Here is a 25,184-nt window from a genome sequence, read left to right as displayed (position 1 = left end):
ACGCACTGTCTCACTGGTGAAACACATGGACCTTCTTGCCCTTTCCGATTTCAACTTAGTCGCCCGTCATGGGGGATTTGGGCGCGCCGCGCGCGCCACCGGTCGTCCGAAAGCGACGCTGTCGCGCCACGTCGTGAACCTGGAGGGCAACCTGGGCGTACGCCTGCTCGAACGGGGCGCGCGCGCTCTCAAGCTCACCCAAGAGGGACAAGCCCTGTACGATCGCACGAGCGTACTGCTCACTGAAATCGACGAGACGGCAATTGCCCTCGTGTCACACGGTGCCAGCGTCCGTGGCAGACTGCGCATCAGCGCGCCGCTGCTATTTTCGCAGACGGCGATGGGCAAGCTGGCCGCCGGATTCGCGCTTCTCCACCCGGAAGTCCGACTCGAGATCACGACGGAAGACCGGCCCGTGGAGATGGTCGAGGAAGGTTACGACTTGGTGATCCGGGTCAATCCAGATCCGGATGAAAGTCTGATCGGCCGCATTTTTCTCCGTGACCGGCTCGTCGTCGTGGCCCACCCGGACCTGCCGCAGCAAGTGGACGACACGCCTGTCCCGACCGTGGTGCGCGGCGCGGGCGACCGCGTCGGGGTCTGGGCCATGAAGAACGCGGGGGGCAGGGCCGTCATAGCGATCGATCCGGTACTGCGCCTGGCGTCACTCGTCATGGTCCGTGATGCTGTTCGGGCTGGGGTCGGTGCCGCTTGCCTTCCAGTGTCGATGGTCAGCCACGACCTGGAGGCCGGCCGCTTGGCCCATTGGGGCGACGTGGACGCACCCGAGATCGCCGTGTGGGCGCTGTATCCCACGCGACGGCTGCTGAGCGCGCGCGTATCCGCCTTTCTCGATTATCTGAAAGGCGCCTTTCCGAAAGGAACGCCGGACGAGCTGGCGGCCTATATCGACCGAATATGAGGGCATTTCAAGTAGGAAATAGCGGTCACTGCGCGTTGTTAAGGATGAGCTCGACGAAGGCCCGCCACGGAGCCCACCGCAGCTACGACCGAGTTTTCACCTACCGTCACCCCGCCGATAATCGTTGCACCGGCAGCGATCCAAACGTTTCTCCCGGTCATAATGGGTCTGCCGATTGTGGCGGAGCGACGCTGCGAAGGCTCAAAGGGCTGGGCACCATATCTGCCGGCCATTTGATTGTTTCAAACATACTTTTTCCCCTTGGTTGTTGGGGACTGCCGGCTGACCGTTCCGTCGGTGCGCAGATCGCGAAGCTCAGGGGATCGAGCGAATGACGCCGCCGTCGACGCGCAGTGCGGCGCCGCTCGTACCGGAAGCCTGTTCCGAGCAGACGTAAATCACCATGTTTGCGACTTCCTCGGTCGTCGTGAACCGGTTGATCAGCGTCGTCGGGCGCATCGTCTTAAGGAAGTTTTGCTCCGCTTCCTCCTGCGTGATGCCCTGCTCCCCAGCGGTGGCCTTCATCCAGTTGCCCAGGATCTCGGATCGGGTCGGCCCGGGCAAAACCGCGTTGACGGTGACGCCAGTCCCACCGACCAGCTCTGCAAGCCCCCTCGATACGGCGAGCTGTGCGGTCTTTGTCATGCCATAGTCGATCATCTCCTTGGGAATCGCTACCCCAGACTCGCTGCTGATGAAAACGACCCGTCCCCAGCCGCGCTTGACCATCCCGGGCACGTAGTGCCGTGCGGCGCGCACGCCACTCATGACATTGAGTTGGAACAGGTCAAGCCACTCGCTGTCCTTCTGCTCAAAGAAGCCGTTGAGGTGGGCCGTGCCGAGGTTGTTGACGAGAATGTCGGCATCCTTCACCTGAGCCACGAGGGCTGCTGATCCCTCCGTCGTTGAGAGGTCGGCGACCACGCCCGTAAAGTCCGCCTCGGGCAACAGCGCACGCAGCTCTTGCAACGCTGCTGCGACCCGCTGTTCTCCGCGCCCATTGATGACGACCGATGCGCCGGCGCGTGCGAGCCCTTCGGCGATCGCACGGCCAATGCCTGCCGTCGATCCGGTAACGATGGCCTTGCGGCCTTTAAGTTCGATCTTCATGCTGTTCTTTTCCAATAGTGTGTGAGTTAAGTGATCCATCCGCTGATCCGGGCTGGAAGCGCGTTCCGCCCCAGATCCAATCTCGCTCGCGCAGATGCGAGTTCAGCGCCCTTCCGCCGAAAGCGCTGAAGCCTGAGCGGCGTGCCCAGGCTTCCGGACAAATGCGTCAACCTGCTTTCTTTGCTGCTGCCGCCTCCGCTGCGCGGGCAAGACATTCGACCCATTCCTGGTGATAGCGGTAAAGTCCACCGGGATGCTTGTGTCCGAGCACGTCGAGAAACCAGGGACCTTGTTGCGTCTCCTCCGTCAGTACGTGACAACCTTGGTCAGTAGGAGTGATGACCCAGCCGTGGTAGGCGCTCGAACCGGTCTCGTCGCCGTCGACTGTCGTAGCCCACGCGAGCCTTTGGTTTGGCACGTACTCGGTCACGACAAGGCTCATCGGAAAGCCAACCGTCACTCGGCTGTATTTCGTGCCGAGCGCCAATTCCTTCTCACCGGTCAGGATCTTGACCTGATCTTCGGCAGGAAAGTAGCTCGACCAATTCTCCGCGTCGACGAGCAGCTTCCACACAACTTCAGGCGGCGCCTTCACGTCAATGTCGTTAAGCGCGTAGATGGCCGACGTCTTCGGATCAAACCGCTCGGGCCAGATTACGTGGTCGTACATCGTTCACTTCTCTTTCTTGAATAGGTCTTGAAAAATTAGCGGCGCCCAGTTCTTGTCCCGGGCCTGCACGAGCTGACCCCCTTCCGCAATCTTGCCCAGACTGATCGGCGCGTAGCCGAGCTTCTCGACCAGGGCGGCGACCGTCGCGGTCGCGTCTTCGTCGTCACCCGACAGAAAGATCACCCGACGGCCTCCGGCGGTGGCAGGATCCTGTGCGAGCACACCTGCGGGCAGATGGTTGAATGCCTTCACGAGGTGCGCGCCAGGCAGCGCTTTGGCGACGATTGCTGAGGAAGGCAGGTTGTCGAGGTCGGACAGCGGCACACCATAAGCATTGGTGACATCAATGACGACTTTGCCCTGCCACGTCGTGGCGGCCTTGGCAACGTCTCGGTGCGCCCAGAATGGAACCACCAGGATGATCACGTCGGCCTTGAGTGCCTCCTGCAGTGCCAGGGGAACGACCTTATCGCCAAGCTCTTCGACCATCGACGCGATGGAGTCTGGGCCGCGAGTGTTCGCGACGCCGACCGAGATGCCGCTACGGGCGAATTGCCGGGCTAGGGCTTTACCGACGTTGCCGGTTCCGATAATGGAATAAGTCATGTTGAATTCCTTGAATGAACGTTTATGAATTTCGGGGCCATCGTGGATTAGTTCACGTCAGATTGCCCTTCACTGTTCGAATGATGGCGGTCGACATGTATTTTGAAAAGATAGTATATTGAGATGTAATCCATCTATTTTTGAGATGGTAGGACACGTGAATGCTCGATGGCGTCTCTCTGGACCAGCTCAGAACCTTCATTGCCGCCGTCGATGAAGGCAGTTTTTCGGCCGCAGCTCGAAAGCTCAACCGCGTTCAATCGGCGGTGAGCGGCTGGGTCGGGGGACTGGAAGACCAAATCGGGGTCAAGCTGTTTGACCGCTCGGGTCGGTTCCCGAAGCTCACGCCGGAGGGCGTGCTGTTGCTCGCAGACGCTCGAAACATCGTGTCAGGGGTGGACACGCTGAAGGCTCGTGCCAAGCTCATGAATTCAGGCGTGGAGGCTGAACTCTCCGTGGTAGTCGATGTGTTCTTTCCGACCACCGTTGTCAGCGCCGTCGCGAAAGCGTTTGCGCGCCAGTTTCCGTTGACGCCACTGCGCCTCTTTGTGGAGGGCTTGGGCGCCGCCTATCTGCCCGTTCTGGACGGCCGATGCAGCCTCGGCATACTGACTCCGTTGCCCCAGACATTTCCGTCACTGGTGAGCGAGCGACTGGGCGAATTGCCGTTGGTCGCGGTCGCTTCAGCATGTCACCCACTCGCGAACTTTAGCCATCGGATACCACGGCGTGAGCTGGCGAAACATGTACAACTTGTGCTCACCGACAGGTCCGACCTCACGACCGGTCGGGACTTCGGTGTCGCATCGCCGTCGACTTGGCGTCTGGCGGACTTGTCGACCAAATATGCGTTTCTCAAAGACTGCGTGGGATGGGGAGGGATGCCCTTGCACATGGTCGAGAAAGACATCGCTGCAGGCACGTTGGTCGTTCTGGATGTGGATGAAATGCCGCGCACAGGTTTCATGCTGACGATGTCTGCATTTCACCGGCCTTCGCAACCGCCTGGACCCGCAGGCAAATGGTTCGTTGACCATCTGAAGACCTTGTGGGAGCAAGACGATGTCGTTCAGGTGCCGTCATCGCGGTTGGGCGTGTAGCGCGGACCTACGCTGCAGCGGCCTTCTGGGCCGCCGCGAAGACATCGCGGGCGGACGTCGTGCCCGGGACGTGCTCCGTACCCTCGACCCCGAGGTTCATCCATCCTGCGTTGACGGCCTCAAACATGTCTTCGGCAGGTCCGGTGTGGCCCTTCGGAATGCCGACCTGCTCGAATGCTGCCGGCCACCCGGCCCGCGGGATGGCAAAAGCTTTGACGTCGACCTTCAAGACTTCGCCCAATTGTGTCGCTACTTCATCCGCGCTGACCATCGAACCGAGCTCAATGACCCGATGCCCCAACCATGCCGGCCCGGTCAGAAGTGCTGCGACCTCGGCGCCGATATCATTGGTCGCGACCATGGCTGATTTCCGGTTTGTCGGGTTGTAGTAGACGGGGAGTGTGCCACCCTGGGCAACCTGCAAACCGTAGAGAAAGTTTTCGAAAAACCCGCCGGCGCGCACATAGGCGACCGGCGATTTCAGGTTCCGAAATCCTTGCTCCAGAAGCGACAGGGCTGTGATCATCCCGAGCCCGCTGGTCCTGTTCGCACCCATCGACGAAAGCGCAACCACTCGCGGCGGCGCTGCCTTGGCGAGCGCCTCGACATAGTTTGCAATCACGCTCTTGGCTTCTTTGTAATCGGGCGAGGGCGCCCAGACAGCCGGCAACATGACGAACGCGCCTTCGACGCCTTTGAGCGCTTGCTCGATGGCTGCCGAATCATTCCAATCGCCGTCTACCAGTTCCACGCCCTGATTCGCCCAGTTAGCCGCCTTCTCGCGATTGCGGACCAGCGCGCGTACTTCCTTGCCGTGCGCCAGCAGATGTGCTGCCGTTGCGCCGCCCACTTTTCCCGTGATTCCCATTACTAAAAACATGTGTTTTCTCCTGATATTGAGGGGCAGAGCACTGCCCCGGTTGGTTTAACGGATGAGCGGCAGAATGGCCCGGATACGGGGATCACGCGCGTAAAGGCCGCCCCATGTCATCGCACCCAGAAGCAGCGAAATGATTTCCGGCGGCGACCCCAACTCACCAATGCGGACATGGGCGCAGATGGCACCTCCCAGAAAACCTGTCACGAGGATCGCGCCGAGGACGGAGGTGGCTGGAATGGCGTAAAGCATGGCGCAGGCGAGTAGGATCGGGCCCACGACACGGGTCAGGTCCATCGCGAACCCAGTTTCCTGCAACATGCTCGCGATCTGTGCTGGCGCGAAAAGCTGAATAGTCCCGTCTGCCACCAGAGCGATAACGACAATCGCGCTCATTATCCGGCCGGCCCACAGCCTGCGATGCAAGGTCATGGCTTGAGGCACTTGATGCGGGTTCATGGTTTTGGACATTTGCCGTTCTCCGATTGGGTTATCTAATTTCGAAGCTTACTGTGTCTCTTAGGTATGATAAACACCGAAAAACTGAACTTACTGTTCTCTCTGCGGGGAACAATACCGAGGCACGAAATGCAAAATCTCGAACCCATCCTCATTTTCATAACGGTAGCGGACATGGGGAGCTTCACCCACGCAGCCGATAGCTTGGGCATTCAGAAGGGAAGGGCCTCAATGGCGGTCCGGAAGCTGGAAGAAGATATCGGTGTCAGACTCCTGCACCGGACGACGCGCAGCGTGCAGCTGACGGAGGACGGACGCGCATTTCATGCGCGTGCCCGTGATCTGCTTGCTGAAGTCGATGACCTACACTCGATGTTCGCAGGCGATCGCGTGGCACTTCGCGGGCGTTTACGAGTCGATCTTCCGACCGAGGTGGCGCGCACAACGATCGTGCCGGCATTGCCGGAGTTCATGGCGACTCATCCCGAGTTGGAGCTGGAAGTGTCGAGTACGGATCGGCAAGTCGATCTGGTTCAAGAGGGGTTCGACTGTGTATTGCGGCTTGGACCCATAAGGGACGAGACGCTGATTGCCCGCCCGCTGGGTTTGCTGCGCATGGTCAACGCTGCCAGCCCCGCCTATCTGGCGCGCCATGGCGTCCCTCGATCGCTCGAAGATCTCCAGCGTCAGGAGCATCGGGCAATTCATTTTTCGACGATGCTGGGCGCAAGACCCTATGGATGGGAATATCCGGACGGCGATAGCTACTCGACGCTTCAGTTGCCAGGTAAGCTGCACGTCAACAGCGCGCAGACCTACGAAGCCGCTGCCCTCGCCGGCCTTGGCCTGATTCAGGCGCCACTCTTGGGGATTGGCCAATACTTAGAGAGTGGAGCACTTGTGGAGGTTATGCCCGATTTTCGTCGCCGGGCGCTCGCCGTGTCCCTCGTCGTAGCACATCGGAGCAATCTGTCGCGCCGAGTACGCGCATTCATGAAATGGATCGAAGTTGTGCTGATGCCGTATCTGGAATGAGGCGTGGTGGATAAACGTTGATCGAGAGTGCCCTAAAAATTGACTGCTCCGAAGTTGTCGTTGCATAGGTAAATCATTTCAATCTTGGCGGCTTTCTGGCGCTACTCGAATTGGTTACGGATGTACCTTTTCATGTCGTTCCAGCATTTGCACGAACTGTGAAATTCGCTTGGCGCGCGTTTCAGCCTTCTTGGCGGTTTGTATCCTGAACAGAACGGCGTATCGATTCCGACTGTCGAGCGTTCCAAAGAAGTCCTTCGCTCGCGCATTGCTATCTAGCGCGGACTGAAAATCACTTGGTACAGTTGCCTTGCTGGCCGAGTCATACGCAGCGTCCCAGCGCCCGTCGATCTTCGCGCGCTCAATTTCTTTAAGTCCGGCTGGTTTCATGGCTCCTGCTTTGACCAAGGCAAGCGCTTTCTCCTTATTGATCTTGGACCAAATGCTTTTGTCTGAACGTCGAGTAAATTTCTGGAGCCAGAATTGCTCGCTGTGGGCTTGCTTTTGTCCATCTATCCATCCAAAGCAAAGGGCAATTTCAACGGCTTCGTCGTATGAAACTGACCGTGTATCGGCTCCCTTCTTTGCAAGTTTCAACCACACGCCAGACGATAGGTTATGGTTTTCTGTCAGCCAGGTAGTCCAGTCTTGTTGCTGCTCAAAGTGATGAATAGACAGGGCTGTAGGGGACTTGGTTGGAGATTTCATTCTCGACCCGTTCTGAATTAGGTGAGCGCCCGACTTGTTACATACAAAAAAATATCAGCCATGGCCTCCAAAGGTAGCACATCGGTGACAAGTCATGGCCCGCATGCATGCTGTGTTCAGGCACTATGCATTGTATATTTGTACACGAATAACACGTCTGATGAAAACGTTAATCCACCGATTTAGGCACCGCGCCTTCTCGACCAAGTTCGCGGGAGCGTCAGCGCGAATGGCTGCTTCGAGGCTAAAGCATGACCGGCCGCTCCTAGCCGATTGAAGCCTATCATCAATGTGTCAGCTCAAGCCTTTACGGTTGCTCCCGTTTATTTCAAATGGCGGTTTGCTCAGGGAACGCCTTGTGCCAAGAGTGGATTTCATATCTTTCCCGCAGCCCGTGTATCCAGAAGGGATCTGTGCGAAGCAGATCTTCAATAACACTTTTACTGTCGCAGTGAACGATCCATAACGCCCCTATGGCATCAGATTCTGGATCCAGCCGCAGAGAGCCGCCGATAAGAATTACGTCACTGTGAACGCGAAGCCATTCAAGGTGTGCATTTAAGAAGCTCTTTCGCACCTCAGGCCGCTTAGGCCTGTCGTAGAAACGAACTGCAAACAACATTACGTCACCTCGTAAAGGTTCGTTGGCCTGATGACCATATCGGTAGGCAGCAAGGAACGACTGCAAATATTAGCCGAAAAAATAGTTAAATCGCTTTGTCCGGGGTCGGGAAATATAGGTCGTCGGGTTAACTCTTGCATTGAGTCGCTACCGAGCGCTGTCTACCTGACGTAGGGTGGCTGCTCACGCAGTGTGGCATTTTTCCTTTTTTCTATATGACCGCGGCGTCATGCCGAAGGACGGTCGGTGGGCGTTTGGACTTGGGAGGGAATCGCCGCAGACGGCGACTTTCGAGTCTAATGTCTGCTTCTGGCCGAGGCTGTGTGAAAACTCGAAAAAGCCCCATTTTCGGGAGTAGCAAAACCATTCCCGATTACCCGATAATCGGGAATGGGTCGATCTGAGAGGTCGCGTCTCAAGTCAGCCTGTTCACGATGGAGTTTTCACACAGCCTCGGCCAGAAGCGGACGTTGATGGCCGTTGTATTACGTTCAAGCTCAGGAGCGCTGCGCAGCTTGATCGAGCGCCTCCTTAGGCCACAGTGTCACGGCGTGACTGGTGAGTGGCCTAAGGAAGACTTCAAAGCATTTAGCGTCCACCGGCCTCACGGCGTAGAGTCGGCAACCCGACGCCCGCTGCATCGAATCCGCCGTCGACGGCGAGCACTTGGCCATTCACATAGCTGGCGCCCGGTGTGCACAAAAAACCGACCGCCGACGCAATTTCTTCCATAGTGCCATAGCGACCGAGCGGAATACTGTCGTAATAGTCGGCCCGGATTGCTGCCGAATGGACTTGCTTGGCCATTTCGGTTTCGACAGGCCCTGGCGCGATTGCGTTGACCCGGATTCCCATGGTTCCGAATTCAACCGCCTGTTGACGCGTAAGGTGGATGAGCGCGGCCTTACTGGTGCCATAGGCAACGCGCAAGGTGCTGGCGCGCAATCCCGAGATCGACGCGATGTTGACGATTGAACCGCCGCCGTTCTTTAACATCACGGGTACGCAGGCTTGCGAGCAGAGGAAGGCGCCATCCAGATTTGTCGCCATCACGTAGCGCCACTCTTCGAACGAGGTCGTGCCTAACGTCTTGAACACAGCAACGCCGGCATTGTTCACCAGCGCATCGATGCGGCCAAAGTGCGCCTCGATCCGCGCCATGGTCTCTTGCACTTGCTCGGGGTTCGACACGTCACAGGGCAGCGCAAGTACGCGCTTGTCACCTTGATACTCGAGTGCGGCTTTTGAGAGTTCCTCGGCATCAATGTCGAGCATAACCACTTGGTGGCCGTGAGCCAGAAACCATCGAATGGTTGCGAGCCCGATGCCGCGTGCGGCGCCAGTTACGACACTGACCGGTAGAGAGGAGTTGGGAATTGTCATATTAAGTTTTGAAGATATTTAAGGCAGTTGGAGATAGTCAGGATTTGCGCCGCAATTCAAAGCAAGGCAGCTAAACCCATAGCCGCCCCAATACCCGTTACAAGCGCGACACGTCTGTTCTCCAGACCGTGGGAGGCAATTGTATCTGGCGAAGTGCAAGTTCTTGCTTCATTTTGATTAAGCCTTAAGGTGGCATCTTACGCTCCTTGGAAACAGGGGGCTGGTGCGATAGCGGAACTCATCAGAGCGCGATGTATGACTTCCAAAGACGGCCTTTTGCCCGGACCGGCCACACAGATGACCTCATAGCTCCTGTTCATTGGGGTTCCTTGGCACAGTAGCTATCGTTGATCCGGCAATATCGCAAGCGATCAACGTTCATTGATGGGCGTTGATCTTATCTTCGCGAACGTCTACAAGTGGTGTTCGACATTCGACATCAAAAATGTAACAAACCCTTCCCCCCCACTTGAACAAATTCAATTCATCCCTATAATTAGCACTCGAAGGGGTTGAGTGCTAACAATTGACCCCCTACCCTAATATTTCCATTTTTTTACTGAACAGGAGTTCCTCCATGGCACTGCGTCCTTTGAACGATCGCGTGATCGTCAAGCGTCTGGACAACGAGCGCACCACTGCGTCGGGCATTGTAATTCCCGAAAGCGCCGCTGAAAAACCCGATCAAGGCGAAGTCATCGCTGTAGGTCCTGGCAAAAGAACCGAAGACGGCAAAGTGCTGCCGGTTGATCTGAAGGCCGGCGACAAGATTCTGTTCGGCAAATATGCCGGCCAGGCAGTCAAGGTTGACGGCGAAGAGCTGCTCGTTATTCGCGAGGAAGAAGTCCTCGCCGTAATCCAGTAATCATCCGAATCAAGCAAGGAATTTAATAATGGCTGCTAAGCAAGTACTATTTGGCGATGACGCTCGCGTGCGCATCGTCCGTGGCGTGAACATTCTCGCCAATGCCGTGAAAACGACTTTGGGCCCTAAAGGCCGCAACGTGGTTCTGGAGCGCTCTTTCGGCGCCCCCACCGTGACCAAAGACGGTGTTTCGGTTGCCAAAGAAATCGAACTGAAAGACAAATTCGAAAACATCGGTGCACAACTGGTTAAAGAAGTTGCCTCCAAAACGTCCGACAACGCGGGCGATGGCACCACCACCGCTACCGTGCTGGCTCAGTCGATCGTCGAAGAAGGCCTGAAATACGTGGCCGCCGGCATCAACCCCATGGACCTCAAGCGCGGTATCGACAAAGCTGTTGCCGTTGCCGTCGAAGAGTTGAAGAAACTGTCCAAGCCTTGCACCACCAGCAAGGAAATCGCCCAGGTCGGTTCGATCTCGGCCAACAGCGACAGCTCGATTGGCGAAATCATTGCCAATGCCATGGACAAAGTGGGCAAAGAAGGCGTGATCACCGTCGAAGACGGCAAATCGCTGGAAAATGAACTGGACGTCGTCGAAGGCATGCAATTCGACCGCGGCTATCTGTCGCCCTACTTCATCAACAATCCCGACAAGCAAGTGTCGGTTCTGGAAGATCCGTATGTCTTGATTTTCGACAAGAAAATCAGCAACATCCGCGACCTCTTGCCGATTCTCGAGCAAGTTGCAAAATCCAGCCGTCCTTTGCTGATCATTGCCGAAGACGTCGAAGGCGAAGCCCTGGCTACTCTGGTGGTCAACAACATTCGCGGCATTCTGAAGACCACGGCTGTCAAGGCTCCTGGCTTCGGCGACCGTCGCAAGGCCATGCTGGAAGATATCGCCATCCTGACCGGCGGCGTTGTGATTTCGGAAGAAACCGGCATGTCGCTCGAGAAAGCCGCCCTGACCGATCTGGGTCAGGCCAAGCGCATCGAAGTGGCTAAAGAAAACACCACGATCATCGATGGCGCTGGCGACAGCAAATCGATCGAAGCTCGCGTCAAGCAAGTACGCGTTCAGATCGAAGAAGCAACGTCCGACTACGATCGCGAAAAACTGCAAGAACGCGTGGCCAAACTGGCTGGCGGTGTTGCGGTGATTCGTGTCGGTGCCGCGACCGAAATCGAAATGAAAGAGAAGAAAGCCCGCGTGGAAGATGCTCTGCATGCCACTCGCGCCGCAGTGGAAGAAGGCATTGTTCCTGGCGGCGGCGTTGCGCTGATTCGTGCCAAGGCCGCCATTGCCAAGGTCAAGGGCGACAACGTCGATCAGGAAGCAGGCATCAAGCTGATTCTGCGCGCCGTTGAAGCTCCTTTGCGCACTATCGTGGCCAATGCCGGCGACGAGCCCAGCGTTGTGGTCAACAATGTCGCCAATGGCAAGGGTAACTACGGTTACAACGCTGCCACCGGCGAATACGGCGACCTGGTTGAGCAAGGCGTGCTGGATCCTACCAAGGTTACCCGCACGGCTCTGCAAAACGCCGCCTCGGTGGCCAGCCTGTTGCTCACGACTGAAGCCGCTGTGGCCGAAATCGTGGAAGACAAGCCTGCCGGTCCGGCTATGCCTGACATGGGTGGAATGGGCGGCATGGGCGGCTTCTAAGCGCCTTTGCGGTCTGCCGGCCTTCGGGCCGGCGCCTGTCTCGAAAAAATCCCGGTCTCTGGCCGGGATTTTTTTTCATGCTGACGCCAGCACCAAATTTGGCTGGTCTACGCTGAGGCTCGTCACAGCGAGTTACCTTAGGGATCAAGTGGATTCACCATACCCCGGTGCTTTCCACAAGCCGATCCACTTTCCAGCCGCGTGACTCCCACGCAGCACCTGGAAATTGGGTCACCATAGTTGAAGCACGCGGTTCAGCCGAAGTCCGGGCAGCCGACAAGAACATCGCCGAGAGAGTCTGGCGCGTGCCAGCGAACCTGCCTGAGCAAGGTCGGTAATACAATATACAGCGGCTGGATGGCGTGTCGATGGAGCTGCGTTCGCACTTTCCTATCGAGCGCCAGACACGCGTGATCGGCGCGATCTGGTTGGAGCAGCAATTGATCGGCGGCACCAGCAGCATCGCCGACAACGACTTCGGCGGTGACGCGCGCGAGGCACTGCGGCAGCGGTCGGGTTTCTTGATCGAACAAGGATTGGTACAGAACGCACTAGCTTCGCGAGGATACTTCTTTGCCCCTCTTCGTTCGCGTTGACGCGCGGGGGGAACTGCCAGCGGGGCGCACGCCTTTGAGTACTTGGGTAACGAGTTCATCCCCATAGACTTGCGTCAGCGGAGCGTGGCGCAGTAGATGTCTGAAATATAGAGGGCCAAAGATAGCATCGATCAACAACTGGGCATCGACCGACTCGTCAAACTCTCCTTTCTGCTTCCCCTCCTCGATATCCGCCGCAGTTGCAGTTCTGCGAGCATTGATATGTTGCTCCACCAGTTCGCTCAGGATTTCCGGTTCGCTTTGACCCTCGGCAATCAAGTCGGCAATGACCTTGCCGAACAAGCCATTGAATTCATGGATGAGACGACGGACTTTCGTGCGAATAGCGTGTTCAGCGGTCGCGGACTTCGGGATTTTCGACACCACTGCGACCCGCTCATGGAATACAGCAAACACGAGTGCTGCCTTAGATGGCCACCACTTGTAGAGAGTTGGCTTGCCGACTTTGGCACGTTTGGCAATCGCTTCCATGGTCAGGTCGCGAACTGAAGTCTCCTGCAGCAGTTCGAAAACGGCATTCAGGATCACAACATGAGAGTCCGCAGAGACGCTACGCGGACGCCCTCGCGACACTCGGGTGGGCTCGATAGTAGACATGCCTCCATTTTAGTTTTATCAAAACGATCCGTAAAGAATTTCGTGGTGCCAAGTCACAGGACGCTCAGTTCGGTCCATCACGCTGTTTGAGAAATCGCACCGCCGAGTAGAGCAGATGAACCGTAATGCGGGAGCAATGGGTTGACCTTCGTTCAATTTATAATTACATTACGTTCAGTTAAATAAATTAACGCCACCAATTACTTGCTTTGCCGACTCAAATCTCTCGGAGATACGCCATGTCTTTTTCCAAAAATGCTTCTCTTGATGCCCCCTGGGCAACTACTCATCCCCTGACATCCGCTGATGCCGTTGTAATGACTGGCTTGCGTGAGATGGTTCTTCCAATGAAGGGCAAGATGCAAGGTATTGCCGCGCGTGGTCCCTTCGATAACATCATGGGCCGCGTTCAAGCGCCGGCGGATGTCACGTTCGAGGCCGACAGCGTCGGCGGTGTCGCTGGCTGGTGGTGCCGCCCTGTGAATGCCCGCGTCGATGAGGTGATCCTTCATTTGCACGGAGGCTGGTACAACTGGGGCTCGGCGCAAGCCTTTCGCGGGCTGGTCGCACACATCGCTGTGAGTGCAGGTGCAGCGGCCTTCATTCCCGACTACCGACTAGCGCCAGAAAACCCGTTTCCAGCTGCAGCCAACGACGTGCAAGCCTGCTACGAAGGGCTGTTCCAGTGTGGCGTAAGTCGCGTGGCTATAGTGGGCGATTCAGCGGGCGGCGGTTTAGCGCTCGGTCTTTTGGCATGGACAACTTCGAAGGCGCGTGTGGGTAGCTCGCTCCCAGTGGCCGCGGTGGTGCTGTCTCCAGTGACCGACCTTACCCTTTCTGGCGAGAGCTGGAGCTCACGAGCAGATGCAGACCCGTACTTCGTCCGTGCCCAAGTCGAAGCCCTGGTCAAGTCGTACCTGAATGAGCAGGCCGCAACCGATCCGCTTGCTTCACCGCTGTATGGCATCCTGCAAAACTTGCCGCCAGTTCGCGTGCATGTGGGCAACGACGAAGTGCTGTTAGATGACTCTTGTCTCTATGTCGAGCGTGCTGTTGCTGCTGGTGTCGACGCAAAGTTAGATGTGTGGAAAGGCATGCCACACGGATTCCTATCCACTGTTGGGCGAACCAACGCAGCGACTAGCGCGCTTGAAGCAATCGGCAACTTCCTTGCGTTACGTCTGTCGACCAAACCGGGTAATCAATTCAACGCGGCAGACTTCAAGGAGCATGCGTGAAACTCACCGGCAACATAATTTTCATCACCGCTGGCGGCTCGGGCATCGGACGCGGTTTGGCCGAGGCATTCCACGCTCTACGCAACCAAGTCATCATTTCCGGACGGCGACTGTCCGTCTTAGAGACGGTCTGCGTGGCAAATCCTGGAATGCAATGTGCCGTCTTCAACGCCAACGACCTGCAAGACATCAAGCGGATAGCGCGGTACCTCGCCGAGAAAGCACCGGGATTGAACGTTCTCATTAACAATGCGGGCTTTCAGCAGCCCGAAAACCTTCTAAATCAACAAGAAGACCTGACAGATGCTGAGTCCACCATAACGACCAACCTCCTGGGACTCATTCGGATCACTGCCGCGCTATTGGTTTATATGGATTTTCTCGACATGCACGCCATCAGAAAAGACTTGATAACGGACATTTTTTATGAGCGCATGGCAGCGCCCCCTGCGAGGCCCAGGATTAAGTTTGGCTGGATCAGGCTGCGCCTGTATGATTCAGTGTCCGAGCGTTGATTTGGCTATGAGGGGTCCCCATACAGCCATTGTTAATTGCGAAGAGCGGGCACCCGTTCCCGCATAAATATAAATTAAAGCCGCCAGAGAAGAATGAACACATCGTCGCCTTATAAAAGCCTTGGCGGTTTCGGCCGCCTGCTCAATGCCCTGCGCTATTCGCTGCAGGGCTTCAAAGCCGCGTTTCAGCATGAGGCGGCCTTTCGCCAGGAACTGCTGCTGGCTGTTGTGCTGACGCCAGCGGCCTTCTGGCTGGGCCGCAATGCCCTGGAGATCCTGCTGCTGCTATCAACGATCCTGTTTGTCCTGATCGTGGAGATCCTGAATTCGGCGCTCGAAGCGCTGGCCGATGCGATTACGCTCGAACATCATCCCCTGATCGGCCGCGCCAAGGACCTGGGCAGCGCGGCGGTCATGCTGTCCCTGGCGCTGGGAGGCCTGGTCTGGGGCACCTTGTTGTGCGTCCGGTTCCTGTAGATGAAAAGGCAAACGGCTGCCCCGGGCTTGCGGCGCGATCGGCGCGTGCAAAGTCCACTACACTAGAGCCTGCGCGCGTCGCACATCCCTGTAGACGGCTGCCGTTTCCGCCACTTTTGCCGCACCCCTGTTATCGCCCATGACATTCATTACAAAGCTCAATCAAGCCTGGTCCGCCTCGAACTCCCTGCTCATGGTGGGCCTGGACCCCGATCCGCAGCGCTTTCCCGCCGAGCTTCAAGGCCGCGACGACGCCATCTACGAGTTCTGTCGCGCCATTGTCGATGCCACCGCTCCCTATGCCTGCGGCATCAAGCCGCAGATCGCGTATTTCTCGGCGCAACGCGCTGAAGAGCAACTTGAAGCCCTGTGCCGGTACATACGCCAGGCATATCCGCAGCTCCCCATCGTGCTCGATGCCAAGCGCGGCGACATAGGCTCGACAGCCGAACAATATGCCCGTGAAGCGTTCGAGCGCTATAACGCCGATGCGGTCACGGTCAGCCCGTATATGGGCTTCGACACCATACAACCGTATCTGGCCTGGCAGGACCGCGGGGTCATTGTGTTGTGCCGCACCTCGAACAAGGGCGGCTCCGACCTGCAGTTCATCGAGTCGAAAGACGACCTGCCGCTGTACCTGCATGTGGCCGGACTGGTCGCCGACCGCTGGAATACCAACGGCCAATGCGCCCTGGTGGTGGGCGCCACCTTCCCCGATGAAATCGCCCGGGTCAGGCAGCGTGTCGGCGATATGCCTCTGCTTGTGCCGGGTATAGGCGCCCAGGGCGGCGATATCCCCGCCACGGTCAAGGCGGGCTGCGACAGCCGTGGGGCGGGAATGATGATCAATTCGTCGCGCGCCATTTTGTACGCCAGCGGCGGAGAGGACTGGCGCGAAGCGGCATCGGCGGCGGCCCTGGCCACGCGCGATGCGATCAATGCTGCCCGATAAGCTCTATGGCGGTATGCAGGGCATAGGCAACGGCGCTTGAACGCACCTGCTGGCGGTCGCCTTCGAAAACCCGGATCGCGGCACGTGTTGTAACGCCATCGGGCGTGCGCCGGGCAAAACCGAAACACACCATGCCTACCGGCTTGCCCGGCGTCGCGCCGCCAGGCCCGGCAATGCCGGTCGTGGAAATGGCAAATTGCGACAGGCTGGAAACCGCCAGCACGCCGGCCGCCATTTCCATGGCGGTTTCTTCGCTGACGGCGCCGAACCGTTCCAGCGTATCGGCATGCACCAACAGATGCTGTATTTTGGCCGCATTGCTGTAGGTAACGAAGCCTCGGTCGAACCATTGGCTCGACCCCGCCACATCGGTCAGCGCGGCGCTCAAAAGGCCCCCGGTGCAGGACTCGGCACAGGCCATCATCCAGCCGCGGTCTATCATCAACTGCCCCAATGCCTGAACCAGGTCTGAAGATTCGTGCGCGCTCATAGCAATAGCTCCAATCGAACCAGAATCGCCATCACCAGCAAGGCGTATATGGCGGCAACGATGTCGTCCCACATCACTCCGAAGCCATTTTTGAAATGAGCGTCAAAGAAATGAATGGGCGGCGGCTTGACGATATCAAAGGCCCTGAACAGCAGAAACGCCAGCAATTGCGCGCCCCATACCCCGGGAGTCAACCACAGCACCAGCCAGAAGGCGATGATTTCGTCCCATACCATGCCGCCGTGATCGGGCTGCCCCAGTTCCTTGCCGACGCGGTGGCAGCTCCAGCAGCCATAGGCAAACGATAACACCAGCACGGCGGCAATTGCGCCATCGGGAAGCCGGGAAACCAGCAGCACCCAGAGTATCCACGCCAGGACCGTGCCCCATGTGCCCGGCCCGGGCCGCAACAGGCCGCTGCCGAAACCAAACGAAATAATCCGCGCGGGCGAATGGTATACCCATGCCAGGGTCGGCTCGAGGGGCGGTGTCGCCGACGTACCGGGATCAACAGAAGGCATAAAACCAACCTCTAAAAATTCGCATGAAAACTTCAGCCAAAATGATCGAACCCCGCGGGCAAAGGCGTAATGAATTGCCCGTCGGCCCCTTTTACCCTCAACCCGGGCTCGGCAGTAATGCGGCCCACCCGCGACACGGCCACCGAAGACTGCTGCGCCAACGCCAAAATCTGTTCGCGGCGCGGCGCGGCGGCCGTAAAGCAAAGCTGATACACATCGCCGCCGCCCAGCACAGCCGCCTGCTGCACGCTTTGCGGCAGGCGGCGTAAAGCCGGGTCAACCGGCAGCGCTGCGTAGTCGAGTTCCGCGCCACAGCCGCTGGCATCGAGTATATGTTCCAGATCTTGCACGAGGCCATCGGAAATATCCAGCGCCGCGTGCGCCACGCCGGCCAATTTCTGCCCCAGGCCGAGGGGAGGCAGCGGCCGCTCCAGGAACGGGCGAGTAGCGCTCAGCAGGTCGGGATTGGCCGGCAGCGCGTTCAACAACAGTTTCAAGGCGATATCGGCGGCCCCAAGCGTGCCTGTGATCCATATGTCGTCTCCGACCCTGGCAGCATTGCGACGCAGTGCCTGGCCCGCCTGGATCTGGCCGAATACGGTAACGCTGATAACGATGCCGCCCGGGCTGCGCGTGGTGTCGCCCCCGACCAGGGGACAGCCGCTGGCATCGGCCAGCGCATAGAAGCCATTTGAAAAAGCCTCGAGCCAGTCCGCATCGATGCCTGGCAGAGACAGGCTCAGCAAACATGCCAGGGGCTGCGCGCCCATGGCGGCAAGATCCGATAAATTGACGGCGAGCGCCTTGTGGCCCAGCGCATTGGGATCGACGTCGGCAAAAAAATGCCGCCCTTCGATGAGAAGGTCGGTACTGGCGGCCACTTGCATGCCGGGAGCCACGGGAAACAGGGCGCAGTCGTCACCGACCCCTAAAAACCGATCAGGCACAGGACGAGAAAAATACCGAGCGATAAGATCGAATTCGTTGCCCAATAGGCCCTCTTTTAGCCGGCCTTAGCGGCGCGCCGCAGCCTGGACCTCGGCGGACCGGACATCGGCCGCCATTTTGTCGAGGACTCCGTTGACGAATTTGAAGCCATCGGTTCCGCCGAACGATTTAGCCAGTTCCACCGCTTCGTTGATGGCTACCTTATAAGGTACTTCGACATGATGGATAAGCTCGTAGCTGCCTATCAGGAGTATTCCGTGCTCGATCGGAGAAAGCTCCGCCAAGGGACGGTCGATGTACGGCACAAAACGCTCGCGCAGCCCGGGGGCTTCGCGCAATACGCCGTGCAACAGGGTTTTGAACCATGTAGCGTCGGCTTCCTGGAATTCGTCGTCGTCGCGGATATGCGCGTCGATGGCGCCGGCTTCCTGCAAGCCATCATCGCCGCGCAACAGCCATGCATACACACCCTGCAGGGCGAACTCGCGCGCGCGCCTGCGCGCGCTGCGCGAATTGGGTTTTTGCGCAGCGGACCCGTCGTGGCCGTTATGAGCGTTATTCTTCGTCGTCAAAATCTTCGTCCTCATCTTCTTCGTCGTCTGATTCCGGCTCCAGCGCCGCGACCAGATTGGCCATTTCCACCGCGGCACGCGCGCAATCGCGACCTTTCCCGGCAGCCCGCGATTGCGCCTGCTCGTCGGTATCGGTGGTCAACACCCCGTTGGCGATTGGAATGCCGGTTTCGAGCGATACCCGGCTGATGGCCGAAGCGCTCTCGTTGCTGACCAGTTCAAAGTGATACGTTTCGCCCCGGATGACAGCGCCCAGTGCAATCAGCGCATCGAACTCAAACGTTTCGGCCATCTGGGCCAGGGTAACGCCCAGCTCGAGAGCGCCCGGCACCGAAACCAGCATGACGTCGCGCTCATCGACACCCAATTCGGCCAGTTCCGCCAGGCAGGCCTCGAGCTCGGCCTGGCCGATTTCTTCGTTGAAACGGGCGCGGACAATACCCAGGTGCAGACCTTCACCATTCAGATCGGGAGACAAAGTGTAAGGATTCATAGTCGGTATTCCTGTTAGGCCAAATTGACGGGTTCGCTATCGTAACCCGTGATCGTTAAAGAAAAACCGGCCATGCTGGGCATTTTTCGCGGCCGGGCCAATAAACGCGCTTTGCCGACATTCAGATCGCGCAAAATCTGCGCCCCGATGCCATAGGTTCTAAGATCGAAACGATTGTCGCCACTTTGGTTTTTTTCGTCGCCAGGCTGCCCCCAGGCCGCGAACTGGCTGAACATGATCTCGGCCGAGCCCTGGCAATTGAGCAGCACCAGCACCCCGGACGGCGCCGCAACAATGGTCTTGAGCGCATTCGAGACGCTCCAGCTGTGGGCCGTGGCCCCAACGCACAAGACATCGAGCATGCTGGTGGGTTCGTGTACCCGCACCAGGGTTTCCACTTCGGGCTCTATCGCGCCATGCACCAGGGCCAGATGCGGCGCCCCCGAGGCGCGATCACGATAGGCTACCGCCTGGAATTCCCCCCAAGGGGTTTCTATTGTACGCGCCGACACGCGCTCGACCATGGTTTCGTGCTCGCTGCGGTACTGGATGAGGTCGGCAATTGTGCCTATCTTCAGGCCATGCTCGCGCGCAAACAGTTTTAAATCGGGCAGGCGCGCCATCGTGCCGTCGGGCTTGAGGATTTCGCAAATGACCGCGGCCGGCGTAAGCCCGGCCAGATCCGTCAAATCGCAGCCGGCCTCGGTATGGCCGGCGCGCACCAGCACCCCGCCGCGCACCGCCTGAACCGGGAAAATATGCCCCGGCTGGACGATATCGGCCGGTTTGGCGTCGCGCGCCACGGCAACCTGGATGGTCCGCGCGCGGTCGGCGGCGGAAATGCCGGTTTCGACCCCCTCGGCCGCTTCGATGGACATGGTGAAATTAGTGCCGTATCGCGTTCCGTTGCGGCTGGCCATGAGCGGCAACTGAAGCTGGCGGCAGCGCTCTTCGGTCAGCGTCAGGCACACCAGGCCGCGCGCATGCGTCACCATGAAATTGATGGCGTCGGGCGTGACATATTCGGCGGCCATGACGAGATCCCCTTCGTTTTCACGGTCTTCTTCGTCAACCAGAATGACCAGCCGGCCGGCGCGCAACTCGGCGATGATATCGGGAACGGGGGAAATATCGTACGACTCCGACCGGCTAGGGTCTTCTATTGGGGTGTTGCTCATGGTTATGGGGACTCGTTGGAAAGTTGGCTAATTTTAACGCCTGCGGCAACAGGTATCGGACATTGTCGCCGGAACAGGCCACTTATGCCCGTCGCGGGCCAAACCCGAGTAACATTGGCGTGCCTGCTTTTTGGGCCCGCCGCGCCCGAACAAGCCAGAACAGTGTATCCGGCCACCGCCGAAACAACCTACTTCCCGACTCCATGGCAGCAAAACAATCAACAAGTCCCAACGATGGGCGGCGCAGCATCCAGTCCGTGGAAACGGGCTTTCCCCTGCTGGCAAGCCTGGTGGACGCGGGCATCCCCCTTACCCTGCGCGACCTGGCCACACGGGCGGGCATGACCTCGGCCAAAGCCCACCCCTACCTGGTCAGTTTTGTGCGGGTGGGCTTGGTAAAGCAGGACACGACGACCGGGCAATACGAACTGGGCCCATTTGCCCTGCAGATGGGCCTGGTCAGCCTGCAACGCCTGGACCCGGTGCGCATTGCCATGCCCTATGTCAATCAACTGGCGAGCCAGATCGGGCATACGCTGGCGATTGCGGTTCTGGGATCGCATGGGCCGACCATGATCCATATATGCGAAGCGAGCTATCCCGTGCACGTGAACATGCGCAAGGGCACGGTCATGTCCATGCTGCACACCGCCACGGGCCACGTCTTTGCGGCCTGGCTGCCGCCCAAGGTGGCCCAGCACTATATTGAACGAGAGGTCGGCGATACCGCCATAGTCACCAGCATCGGCCAGATACAGCCCAGCGAGGAAGCCCTGAGCGCCTTGCTGGCCGATATCAAAGAGCACGGCATGGCCCGCGCATTAGGCAACCCTCTACCCGGCATCGACGCCTTTTCGGTGCCTGTTTTCGACCATTCCGGCAACATTGCGCTGGCACTGACCAGCCTGGGGCCAAGCACGCTCTTCGACTCGAGCTGGGCAAGCCCCATCGCCCATGCGCTCAAGGACTGCGCCCGCGCCATATCGGAGCAATTGGGTTACAAGCCGGCAAAATGAACTGTCATATTGTTGTCATTATTATCCTGAATAATAGTCATATACCTGTCACGCAAAAACGCTGCACCGCCCGTCCCGCAAACCGTTAACAGGCGTCATCAATGACTTGCTGCCGGAAATGTTAGAACGAGAAATCAAACTGCACGTGCCGGCAAAAGCGCGCCTCGCCCTGGAACAGGAGTTGCGGGGGCAGCAGGCCACCGAAATTGCCCTGCATGCGCTTTACTTCGACACAGCCGGACGCGAACTGGCGCAAGCCAAAATAGCGCTGCGGTTGCGCCGGGAAGGCGAACATTGGATCCAGACCCTGAAAATGCCAGGCGCGGATGCCTTGTCGCGCATCGAAATCAATCACCCGCGCACTGAGCCAACGCTGGACCTGTCGCTGTATGAAAGCGGCGAACTGAAATCCGTTTTCACACGGCTGAAAAATCCTTTGGCGCTGTGCTACGAAACCAGGATCAAACGCCTGCTGCGGAAAATCCGCACCCGGTACGGAACCGTCGAGCTGGCCTACGATCAGGGAACGGTCTGCGCCGGCAGCCTGGAATTGCCGGTTTGCGAAATCGAATTCGAACTTCTCTCCGGCAGAATCCAGAGTCTGTTCACATTAAGCAAAAAATGGACGCAGCGCTTTGGCCTGATACTCGATCTGAGAAGCAAGGCCGAACGCGGCGACACTCTGGCATCGGCCGCGCAGGCCGCCGCCGGAACAAGCGCCGCGGCCGGACTGCCCACGGCCGCTAACCTGGCCGAACGCCTGGCCAAGCCGCGGCGCGCCGGCCTGCCCAAGTTGAAATCGGCAATGAGCCTGCATCAGGCCTATCTGGCCTGCGTGGACGACTGTTCGGGCCAGATCATCCGCAATGCCACTTTCGTGGCAGGCGTGGATGCCGCCCAGGCCGACGAAGCGCTGCGCGCCGAACATGTTCATCAGTTGCGCGTCGGCATACGCCGTTTACGCTCCTGCTGGAAGCTTTACAAAGACTGGAGCGCCCCCGCCGCCCCGCTGCTCGATACACAATTGCGCCAGCACTTTGCGGCCTTCGGTGAAACACGCGACGACGACGTGGTCCGATATACGATTGCGCCGCAACTTGAACGCGCGGGCATGCCCGCCTGTATTTTGCCGCAAGCCTCGGCACACGGCCCGGGTCATGCGGCGGCGCTGGCCTCCGGACCCGCGTTCCAGATCCTGTTGCTCGACCTGCTTGCCAGCGCGATTGGCCCCGAAACCGGGCCAGCGGCAAAAACGGCCGAACCACTCCCGAATGCCGCGGTACAAGCGGTTCCCGCCTCGGCCGGCGCCGAGGAAAAAGCCTTGCCGTTAAAGCTCGCGCTGGTCCGCCGCCTGAATAAATGGTTGGCGCGCATAGTGCAACAAGGCTCGCAATTCCAGGAACTTGCCATTGAAGACCAGCACGACCTGCGGAAAAAGGTCAAGCGCCTGCGGTATGGCCTGAATTTTTCCGAAGCCCTGCTGTCTCGCTCTACTCTGGAGCGGGTACTGGCCGCATTGACGCAAGCACAGGACACCCTGGGCGAACTCAACGATTTGTATGTGGCCGAGCAGGCCTATCGGGCGCTGCTGGACAACCAGCCCCAGGCCTGGTTTGCCGTGGGCTGGTTGCGTTCGATGCAAACGCAAAAGAAACGGGAAGCGCAAGCGATGTTCAAGGTGCTGGCCAAGGCCGGCAAGCTTAAGTCCTGATCGCTGGCTGGCCATCGGCCCGCAACAACAGCTTATTCCCCTACCAGGGCCGCCGCGAATTCACGCGCCACGAAAGGCTGCAAATCGTCCAGGCCTTCGCCCACCCCTATCCAGTAAACCGGCACCGGCCTTACCCCCTGGCTGCCCGCCGCAACCGCCGCCAGCGTGCCGCCCTTGGCCGTGCCATCGAGCTTGGTGACCACCAGCCCGGTCAGGGTGACGGCGGCATCGAAGGCGCGAATTTGAGCAATGGCGTTCTGCCCGGTATTGCCATCGATAACCAACAAGACTTCGTGCGGAGCGGCCGAATCCGCCTTTCCTATGACGCGTTTGATTTTTTTCAGCTCTTCCATCAGATGCAGCTGGGTCGGCAAGCGGCCCGCCGTATCCACCATGACGACCCCGGCCTGGCGCGCTCGCCCGGCATTGACCGCATCGAAAGCCACCGCGGCGGGATCGCCGCCCTCCTGGGCAATCACGGTCACATTATTGCGCGCCCCCCAGGCGATAAGCTGTTCGCGCGCGGCCGCGCGGAATGTATCGCCCGCGGCCAGCAGTACGCTGGCTCCCTGGCGCTGGAAGGTATTGGCCAATTTACCTATGGAGGTTGTTTTTCCCGCGCCGTTTACACCGGCAATCATGATGACCAGTGGCGCAACCTGCCCCAAGGGGAAGGGTTTTTCAAGCGGCGCCAGGTGATCGGCGAGTATGTCGCGCAATGCCGCCTTGACCTGCGCCGCATCTTCGATTTTTTCCTTGCGGACCCGGGCACGCAAGGCCGTGAGCAGTTTTTCGCTGGCCAGCGTGCCTGCGTCGGCCATGATCAGCGCGGTTTCCAGTTCATCGAACAGCGCTTCGTCGACCTTGACTCCAACAAACAGACCGCCGATATTCTGGCCGGTGCGCGACAGGCCTTTTTTCAACCTCGACAGCCAGCTTGTTTTTTCCACGGGCTCGGCGGCGGGCTCCACGGCCGGCACGAGCTGCGTTTCGGTATCCGAACCCTCTGGCCCGGACTGCGGCCAGGCGGCAAGCGTGTTTGTCTCGGCAGCCGGTGGCTCGGCCGGGACAGCCGCATCGATTTCGGCCGCGGCCTCGGGAGCGCCCGCCGGCGATTCCGGCGATTCGCCTGAAGTCGATTTTTTTCTTTTAAAAATGCTGAACATACGCTTTACACTACTCTAATTGGTTCATTTGACTGCCGTCACACCGCGTGCCGCTACACATCATGAAAAAACACCTCGTCCGTATTGTAGGCGGTGATTACCGACGTACCTCTATTCCGGTGATCGAAGCCGCCGGCCTTCGGCCCACCCCCGACCGCGTACGAGAAACTCTGTACAACTGGCTGCAGCATCTCTGGGCTCACGATTTTTCACAAAAACGCGTACTCGACCTGTTTGCCGGAACCGGCGCCCTGGGCTTCGAAGCCGCGTCCCGGGGCGTCGCCCACGTGCAGATGGTTGAATCCAACCCGGCCGCGGTGGCGGCGCTGCGGTCTTTGCGCTCCCGGCTGAAGGCCGACCACGTGCGCATCCACTCCGGCGATGCCCGCATGGTTCTGGACCGAACAAGCGCCGACCCTTTCGACCTGGTCCTGCTCGACCCGCCCTTCGGGCAGCAGTGGCTGGACACCTTGTGGGCCCGGCTGCCCCCCATTCTGGCACCCGATGGCCTGGTTTATGTCGAGTCTGAAACAGCGCTTGTTCCCCCCGAGCCTTTCGAGCTTTTGCGGCAAGGCAAGGCGGGGCAAGTGCATTTCCATCTGCTACGATTTGCTGCGGCGCAAAAAAAAGTCAATAATCCCGAAACAAGTTGAAAAAATAAGCT

At 58.7% G+C, this 25,184-nt stretch carries 28 protein-coding genes and 2 pseudogenes; 13 read left to right on the top strand and 17 right to left on the bottom strand.

Features of this window, described 5'->3' with window-relative positions:
• The first annotated feature begins 25 nt into the window (after positions 1-25).
• Positions 26-922 (top strand): LysR family transcriptional regulator, encoded by an 897-nt coding sequence (locus tag LSG25_RS19660; RefSeq protein ID WP_232742550.1) that lies wholly within the window; start codon positions 26-28, stop codon positions 920-922.
• A 65-nt stretch (positions 923-987) separates the two neighbouring features.
• On the opposite strand, the pseudogene LSG25_RS19655 reads toward LSG25_RS19660, so the two are convergent.
• The 4 genes and pseudogenes from LSG25_RS19655 to LSG25_RS19640 form a co-directional block, all read right to left on the bottom strand.
• A pseudogene (locus tag LSG25_RS19655) lies at positions 988-1,131 on the bottom strand (sugar O-acetyltransferase); the annotation flags it as partial.
• 106 nt (positions 1,132-1,237) lie between these two features.
• Positions 1,238-2,032, bottom strand: coding sequence for an SDR family NAD(P)-dependent oxidoreductase (locus tag LSG25_RS19650; RefSeq protein ID WP_232742549.1), 795 nt, complete (start codon positions 2,030-2,032; stop codon positions 1,238-1,240).
• Positions 2,033-2,198: 166 nt separating this feature from the next.
• Entirely contained in the window at positions 2,199-2,702 is a 504-nt protein-coding gene (locus LSG25_RS19645; protein ID WP_232742548.1) for an SRPBCC domain-containing protein, read from the bottom strand.
• Between the two features lie 3 nt (positions 2,703-2,705).
• Positions 2,706-3,308, bottom strand: coding sequence for an NADPH-dependent F420 reductase (locus tag LSG25_RS19640; RefSeq protein WP_232742547.1), 603 nt, complete (start codon positions 3,306-3,308; stop codon positions 2,706-2,708).
• Positions 3,309-3,469: 161 nt separating this feature from the next.
• Here LSG25_RS19640 and LSG25_RS19635 point away from each other — a divergent pair, with 161 nt between their 5' ends.
• On the top strand, positions 3,470-4,408 hold the full coding sequence (locus LSG25_RS19635; protein ID WP_232742546.1) for a LysR family transcriptional regulator: 939 nt from the start codon (positions 3,470-3,472) through the stop codon (positions 4,406-4,408).
• Between the two features lie 7 nt (positions 4,409-4,415).
• On the opposite strand, the gene LSG25_RS19630 is transcribed toward LSG25_RS19635, so the two are convergent.
• Positions 4,416-5,288: an NmrA family NAD(P)-binding protein gene (locus LSG25_RS19630; RefSeq protein WP_232742545.1), complete on the bottom strand. Its 873-nt coding sequence runs from the start codon at positions 5,286-5,288 to the stop codon at positions 4,416-4,418.
• 45 nt (positions 5,289-5,333) lie between these two features.
• Entirely contained in the window at positions 5,334-5,756 is a 423-nt protein-coding gene (locus LSG25_RS19625) for a DoxX family protein (RefSeq protein WP_232742544.1), read from the bottom strand.
• A 117-nt stretch (positions 5,757-5,873) separates the two neighbouring features.
• Between LSG25_RS19625 and LSG25_RS19620 the strand changes: the two genes are divergently transcribed.
• Positions 5,874-6,779: a LysR family transcriptional regulator gene (locus tag LSG25_RS19620; protein ID WP_232742543.1), complete on the top strand. Its 906-nt coding sequence runs from the start codon at positions 5,874-5,876 to the stop codon at positions 6,777-6,779.
• Positions 6,780-6,893: 114 nt separating this feature from the next.
• Here the strand turns inward: LSG25_RS19620 and LSG25_RS19615 are convergent, their stop codons facing one another.
• The 3 genes from LSG25_RS19615 to LSG25_RS19605 form a co-directional block, all read right to left on the bottom strand.
• Positions 6,894-7,487: a YdeI family protein gene (locus LSG25_RS19615; protein ID WP_232742542.1), complete on the bottom strand. Its 594-nt coding sequence runs from the start codon at positions 7,485-7,487 to the stop codon at positions 6,894-6,896.
• Positions 7,488-7,815: 328 nt separating this feature from the next.
• Entirely contained in the window at positions 7,816-8,109 is a 294-nt protein-coding gene (locus LSG25_RS19610) for a YciI family protein (protein WP_232742541.1), read from the bottom strand.
• A gap of 588 nt (positions 8,110-8,697) precedes the next feature.
• On the bottom strand, positions 8,698-9,492 hold the full coding sequence (locus tag LSG25_RS19605; protein WP_232742540.1) for an SDR family NAD(P)-dependent oxidoreductase: 795 nt from the start codon (positions 9,490-9,492) through the stop codon (positions 8,698-8,700).
• A 577-nt stretch (positions 9,493-10,069) separates the two neighbouring features.
• Between LSG25_RS19605 and LSG25_RS19600 the strand changes: the two genes are divergently transcribed.
• The 3 genes and pseudogenes from LSG25_RS19600 to LSG25_RS19590 all read left to right on the top strand — a co-directional run.
• On the top strand, positions 10,070-10,357 hold the full coding sequence (locus tag LSG25_RS19600) for a co-chaperone GroES (protein WP_232742539.1): 288 nt from the start codon (positions 10,070-10,072) through the stop codon (positions 10,355-10,357).
• A 28-nt stretch (positions 10,358-10,385) separates the two neighbouring features.
• On the top strand, positions 10,386-12,026 hold the full coding sequence (gene groL / locus LSG25_RS19595; protein ID WP_232742538.1) for a chaperonin GroEL: 1,641 nt from the start codon (positions 10,386-10,388) through the stop codon (positions 12,024-12,026).
• 236 nt (positions 12,027-12,262) lie between these two features.
• A pseudogene (locus tag LSG25_RS19590) lies at positions 12,263-12,571 on the top strand (DUF3363 domain-containing protein); the annotation flags it as partial.
• Positions 12,572-12,577: 6 nt separating this feature from the next.
• Here LSG25_RS19590 and LSG25_RS19585 read toward each other — a convergent pair.
• Positions 12,578-13,240 carry a TetR/AcrR family transcriptional regulator gene (locus LSG25_RS19585; RefSeq protein ID WP_232742537.1) on the bottom strand — a complete coding sequence of 221 codons (663 nt, stop codon included), beginning with the start codon at positions 13,238-13,240 and terminating at the stop codon, positions 12,578-12,580.
• 239 nt (positions 13,241-13,479) lie between these two features.
• On the opposite strand from LSG25_RS19585, the gene LSG25_RS19580 reads away from it, so the two are divergent.
• From LSG25_RS19580 to pyrF, 4 genes are all read left to right on the top strand, one after another.
• Positions 13,480-14,478, top strand: coding sequence for an alpha/beta hydrolase (locus tag LSG25_RS19580; protein ID WP_232742536.1), 999 nt, complete (start codon positions 13,480-13,482; stop codon positions 14,476-14,478).
• A complete protein-coding gene (locus tag LSG25_RS19575) occupies positions 14,475-14,993 on the top strand; it encodes an SDR family NAD(P)-dependent oxidoreductase (protein ID WP_232742535.1) in 519 nt (172 codons plus the stop codon). Before LSG25_RS19580 ends, LSG25_RS19575 begins: the two co-directional genes overlap by 4 nt.
• 93 nt (positions 14,994-15,086) lie before the next feature.
• Positions 15,087-15,470, top strand: coding sequence for a diacylglycerol kinase (locus LSG25_RS19570; RefSeq protein WP_232742534.1), 384 nt, complete (start codon positions 15,087-15,089; stop codon positions 15,468-15,470).
• A gap of 139 nt (positions 15,471-15,609) precedes the next feature.
• A complete protein-coding gene (gene pyrF / locus LSG25_RS19565) occupies positions 15,610-16,425 on the top strand; it encodes an orotidine-5'-phosphate decarboxylase (protein WP_232742533.1) in 816 nt (271 codons plus the stop codon).
• Here the strand turns inward: pyrF and LSG25_RS19560 are convergent.
• From LSG25_RS19560 to ribBA, 6 genes are read right to left on the bottom strand one after another with little or no spacing between them, the layout of a single operon-like run.
• Positions 16,409-16,915 carry a CinA family protein gene (locus tag LSG25_RS19560; RefSeq protein ID WP_232742532.1) on the bottom strand — a complete coding sequence of 169 codons (507 nt, stop codon included), beginning with the start codon at positions 16,913-16,915 and terminating at the stop codon, positions 16,409-16,411. The genes pyrF and LSG25_RS19560 overlap by 17 nt on opposite strands.
• Positions 16,912-17,436: a phosphatidylglycerophosphatase A gene (locus LSG25_RS19555; protein ID WP_232742531.1), complete on the bottom strand. Its 525-nt coding sequence runs from the start codon at positions 17,434-17,436 to the stop codon at positions 16,912-16,914. The genes LSG25_RS19560 and LSG25_RS19555 overlap by 4 nt, the downstream gene beginning before the upstream one ends.
• A gap of 32 nt (positions 17,437-17,468) precedes the next feature.
• Positions 17,469-18,428 carry a thiamine-phosphate kinase gene (thiL, locus tag LSG25_RS19550; RefSeq protein ID WP_232742530.1) on the bottom strand — a complete coding sequence of 320 codons (960 nt, stop codon included), beginning with the start codon at positions 18,426-18,428 and terminating at the stop codon, positions 17,469-17,471.
• 21 nt (positions 18,429-18,449) lie between these two features.
• Positions 18,450-18,971: a transcription antitermination factor NusB gene (nusB, locus tag LSG25_RS19545; protein WP_232742529.1), complete on the bottom strand. Its 522-nt coding sequence runs from the start codon at positions 18,969-18,971 to the stop codon at positions 18,450-18,452.
• Positions 18,940-19,449 carry a 6,7-dimethyl-8-ribityllumazine synthase gene (gene ribH / locus LSG25_RS19540; RefSeq protein WP_232742528.1) on the bottom strand — a complete coding sequence of 170 codons (510 nt, stop codon included), beginning with the start codon at positions 19,447-19,449 and terminating at the stop codon, positions 18,940-18,942. The genes nusB and ribH overlap by 32 nt, the downstream gene beginning before the upstream one ends.
• Before the next feature lie 14 nt (positions 19,450-19,463).
• Positions 19,464-20,627 (bottom strand): bifunctional 3,4-dihydroxy-2-butanone-4-phosphate synthase/GTP cyclohydrolase II, encoded by a 1,164-nt coding sequence (gene ribBA / locus LSG25_RS19535; protein WP_232742527.1) that lies wholly within the window; start codon positions 20,625-20,627, stop codon positions 19,464-19,466.
• A 203-nt stretch (positions 20,628-20,830) separates the two neighbouring features.
• Between ribBA and LSG25_RS19530 the strand changes: the two genes are divergently transcribed.
• Both LSG25_RS19530 and LSG25_RS19525 read left to right on the top strand, forming a co-directional pair.
• Positions 20,831-21,643, top strand: coding sequence for an IclR family transcriptional regulator (locus tag LSG25_RS19530; RefSeq protein ID WP_232742526.1), 813 nt, complete (start codon positions 20,831-20,833; stop codon positions 21,641-21,643).
• 118 nt (positions 21,644-21,761) lie between these two features.
• Positions 21,762-23,354 carry a CYTH and CHAD domain-containing protein gene (locus LSG25_RS19525; protein ID WP_232742525.1) on the top strand — a complete coding sequence of 531 codons (1,593 nt, stop codon included), beginning with the start codon at positions 21,762-21,764 and terminating at the stop codon, positions 23,352-23,354.
• A 32-nt stretch (positions 23,355-23,386) separates the two neighbouring features.
• On the opposite strand, the gene ftsY is transcribed toward LSG25_RS19525, so the two are convergent.
• Positions 23,387-24,520, bottom strand: a complete 1,134-nt coding sequence (gene ftsY / locus LSG25_RS19520) for a signal recognition particle-docking protein FtsY (protein WP_232742524.1) — start codon at positions 24,518-24,520, stop codon at positions 23,387-23,389.
• 62 nt (positions 24,521-24,582) lie between these two features.
• On the opposite strand from ftsY, the gene rsmD reads away from it, so the two are divergent.
• Positions 24,583-25,173: a 16S rRNA (guanine(966)-N(2))-methyltransferase RsmD gene (gene rsmD / locus LSG25_RS19515; RefSeq protein WP_232742523.1), complete on the top strand. Its 591-nt coding sequence runs from the start codon at positions 24,583-24,585 to the stop codon at positions 25,171-25,173.
• Positions 25,174-25,184: the final 11 nt, after the last annotated feature.

The organism is Paralcaligenes sp. KSB-10, from assembly GCF_021266465.1.
Lineage (GTDB): Bacteria > Pseudomonadota > Gammaproteobacteria > Burkholderiales > Burkholderiaceae_B.
Note: the sequence above shows the minus strand (reverse complement) of the source record. Positions and strands in the feature narration are given on the sequence as shown.

Bases quoted from the DNA above. Each gene is read 5' to 3' on its own strand.
- LSG25_RS19610 (WP_232742541.1), bottom strand. From the start codon at position 8,109: ATGTTGTTTGCAGTTCGTTTCTACGACAGGCCTAAGCGGCCTGAGGTG.
- LSG25_RS19625 (WP_232742544.1), bottom strand. From the start codon at position 5,756: ATGTCCAAAACCATGAACCCGCATCAAGTGCCTCAAGCCATGACCTTG.
- LSG25_RS19660 (WP_232742550.1), top strand. From the start codon at position 26: ATGGACCTTCTTGCCCTTTCCGATTTCAACTTAGTCGCCCGTCATGGG.
- nusB (WP_232742529.1), bottom strand. From the start codon at position 18,971: ATGAGGACGAAGATTTTGACGACGAAGAATAACGCTCATAACGGCCAC.
- LSG25_RS19585 (WP_232742537.1), bottom strand. From the start codon at position 13,240: ATGTCTACTATCGAGCCCACCCGAGTGTCGCGAGGGCGTCCGCGTAGC.
- LSG25_RS19645 (WP_232742548.1), bottom strand. From the start codon at position 2,702: ATGTACGACCACGTAATCTGGCCCGAGCGGTTTGATCCGAAGACGTCG.
- LSG25_RS19580 (WP_232742536.1), top strand. From the start codon at position 13,480: ATGTCTTTTTCCAAAAATGCTTCTCTTGATGCCCCCTGGGCAACTACT.
- LSG25_RS19650 (WP_232742549.1), bottom strand. From the start codon at position 2,032: ATGAAGATCGAACTTAAAGGCCGCAAGGCCATCGTTACCGGATCGACG.
- LSG25_RS19615 (WP_232742542.1), bottom strand. From the start codon at position 7,487: ATGAAATCTCCAACCAAGTCCCCTACAGCCCTGTCTATTCATCACTTT.
- LSG25_RS19620 (WP_232742543.1), top strand. From the start codon at position 5,874: ATGCAAAATCTCGAACCCATCCTCATTTTCATAACGGTAGCGGACATG.
- groL (WP_232742538.1), top strand. From the start codon at position 10,386: ATGGCTGCTAAGCAAGTACTATTTGGCGATGACGCTCGCGTGCGCATC.
- LSG25_RS19525 (WP_232742525.1), top strand. From the start codon at position 21,762: ATGTTAGAACGAGAAATCAAACTGCACGTGCCGGCAAAAGCGCGCCTC.
- LSG25_RS19600 (WP_232742539.1), top strand. From the start codon at position 10,070: ATGGCACTGCGTCCTTTGAACGATCGCGTGATCGTCAAGCGTCTGGAC.
- LSG25_RS19555 (WP_232742531.1), bottom strand. From the start codon at position 17,436: ATGCCTTCTGTTGATCCCGGTACGTCGGCGACACCGCCCCTCGAGCCG.
- LSG25_RS19530 (WP_232742526.1), top strand. From the start codon at position 20,831: ATGGCAGCAAAACAATCAACAAGTCCCAACGATGGGCGGCGCAGCATC.
- ribBA (WP_232742527.1), bottom strand. From the start codon at position 20,627: ATGAGCAACACCCCAATAGAAGACCCTAGCCGGTCGGAGTCGTACGAT.
- LSG25_RS19630 (WP_232742545.1), bottom strand. From the start codon at position 5,288: ATGTTTTTAGTAATGGGAATCACGGGAAAAGTGGGCGGCGCAACGGCA.
- LSG25_RS19605 (WP_232742540.1), bottom strand. From the start codon at position 9,492: ATGACAATTCCCAACTCCTCTCTACCGGTCAGTGTCGTAACTGGCGCC.
- LSG25_RS19570 (WP_232742534.1), top strand. From the start codon at position 15,087: ATGAACACATCGTCGCCTTATAAAAGCCTTGGCGGTTTCGGCCGCCTG.
- ftsY (WP_232742524.1), bottom strand. From the start codon at position 24,520: ATGTTCAGCATTTTTAAAAGAAAAAAATCGACTTCAGGCGAATCGCCG.
- rsmD (WP_232742523.1), top strand. From the start codon at position 24,583: ATGAAAAAACACCTCGTCCGTATTGTAGGCGGTGATTACCGACGTACC.
- pyrF (WP_232742533.1), top strand. From the start codon at position 15,610: ATGACATTCATTACAAAGCTCAATCAAGCCTGGTCCGCCTCGAACTCC.
- LSG25_RS19640 (WP_232742547.1), bottom strand. From the start codon at position 3,308: ATGACTTATTCCATTATCGGAACCGGCAACGTCGGTAAAGCCCTAGCC.
- LSG25_RS19635 (WP_232742546.1), top strand. From the start codon at position 3,470: ATGCTCGATGGCGTCTCTCTGGACCAGCTCAGAACCTTCATTGCCGCC.
- LSG25_RS19560 (WP_232742532.1), bottom strand. From the start codon at position 16,915: ATGAGCGCGCACGAATCTTCAGACCTGGTTCAGGCATTGGGGCAGTTG.
- ribH (WP_232742528.1), bottom strand. From the start codon at position 19,449: ATGAATCCTTACACTTTGTCTCCCGATCTGAATGGTGAAGGTCTGCAC.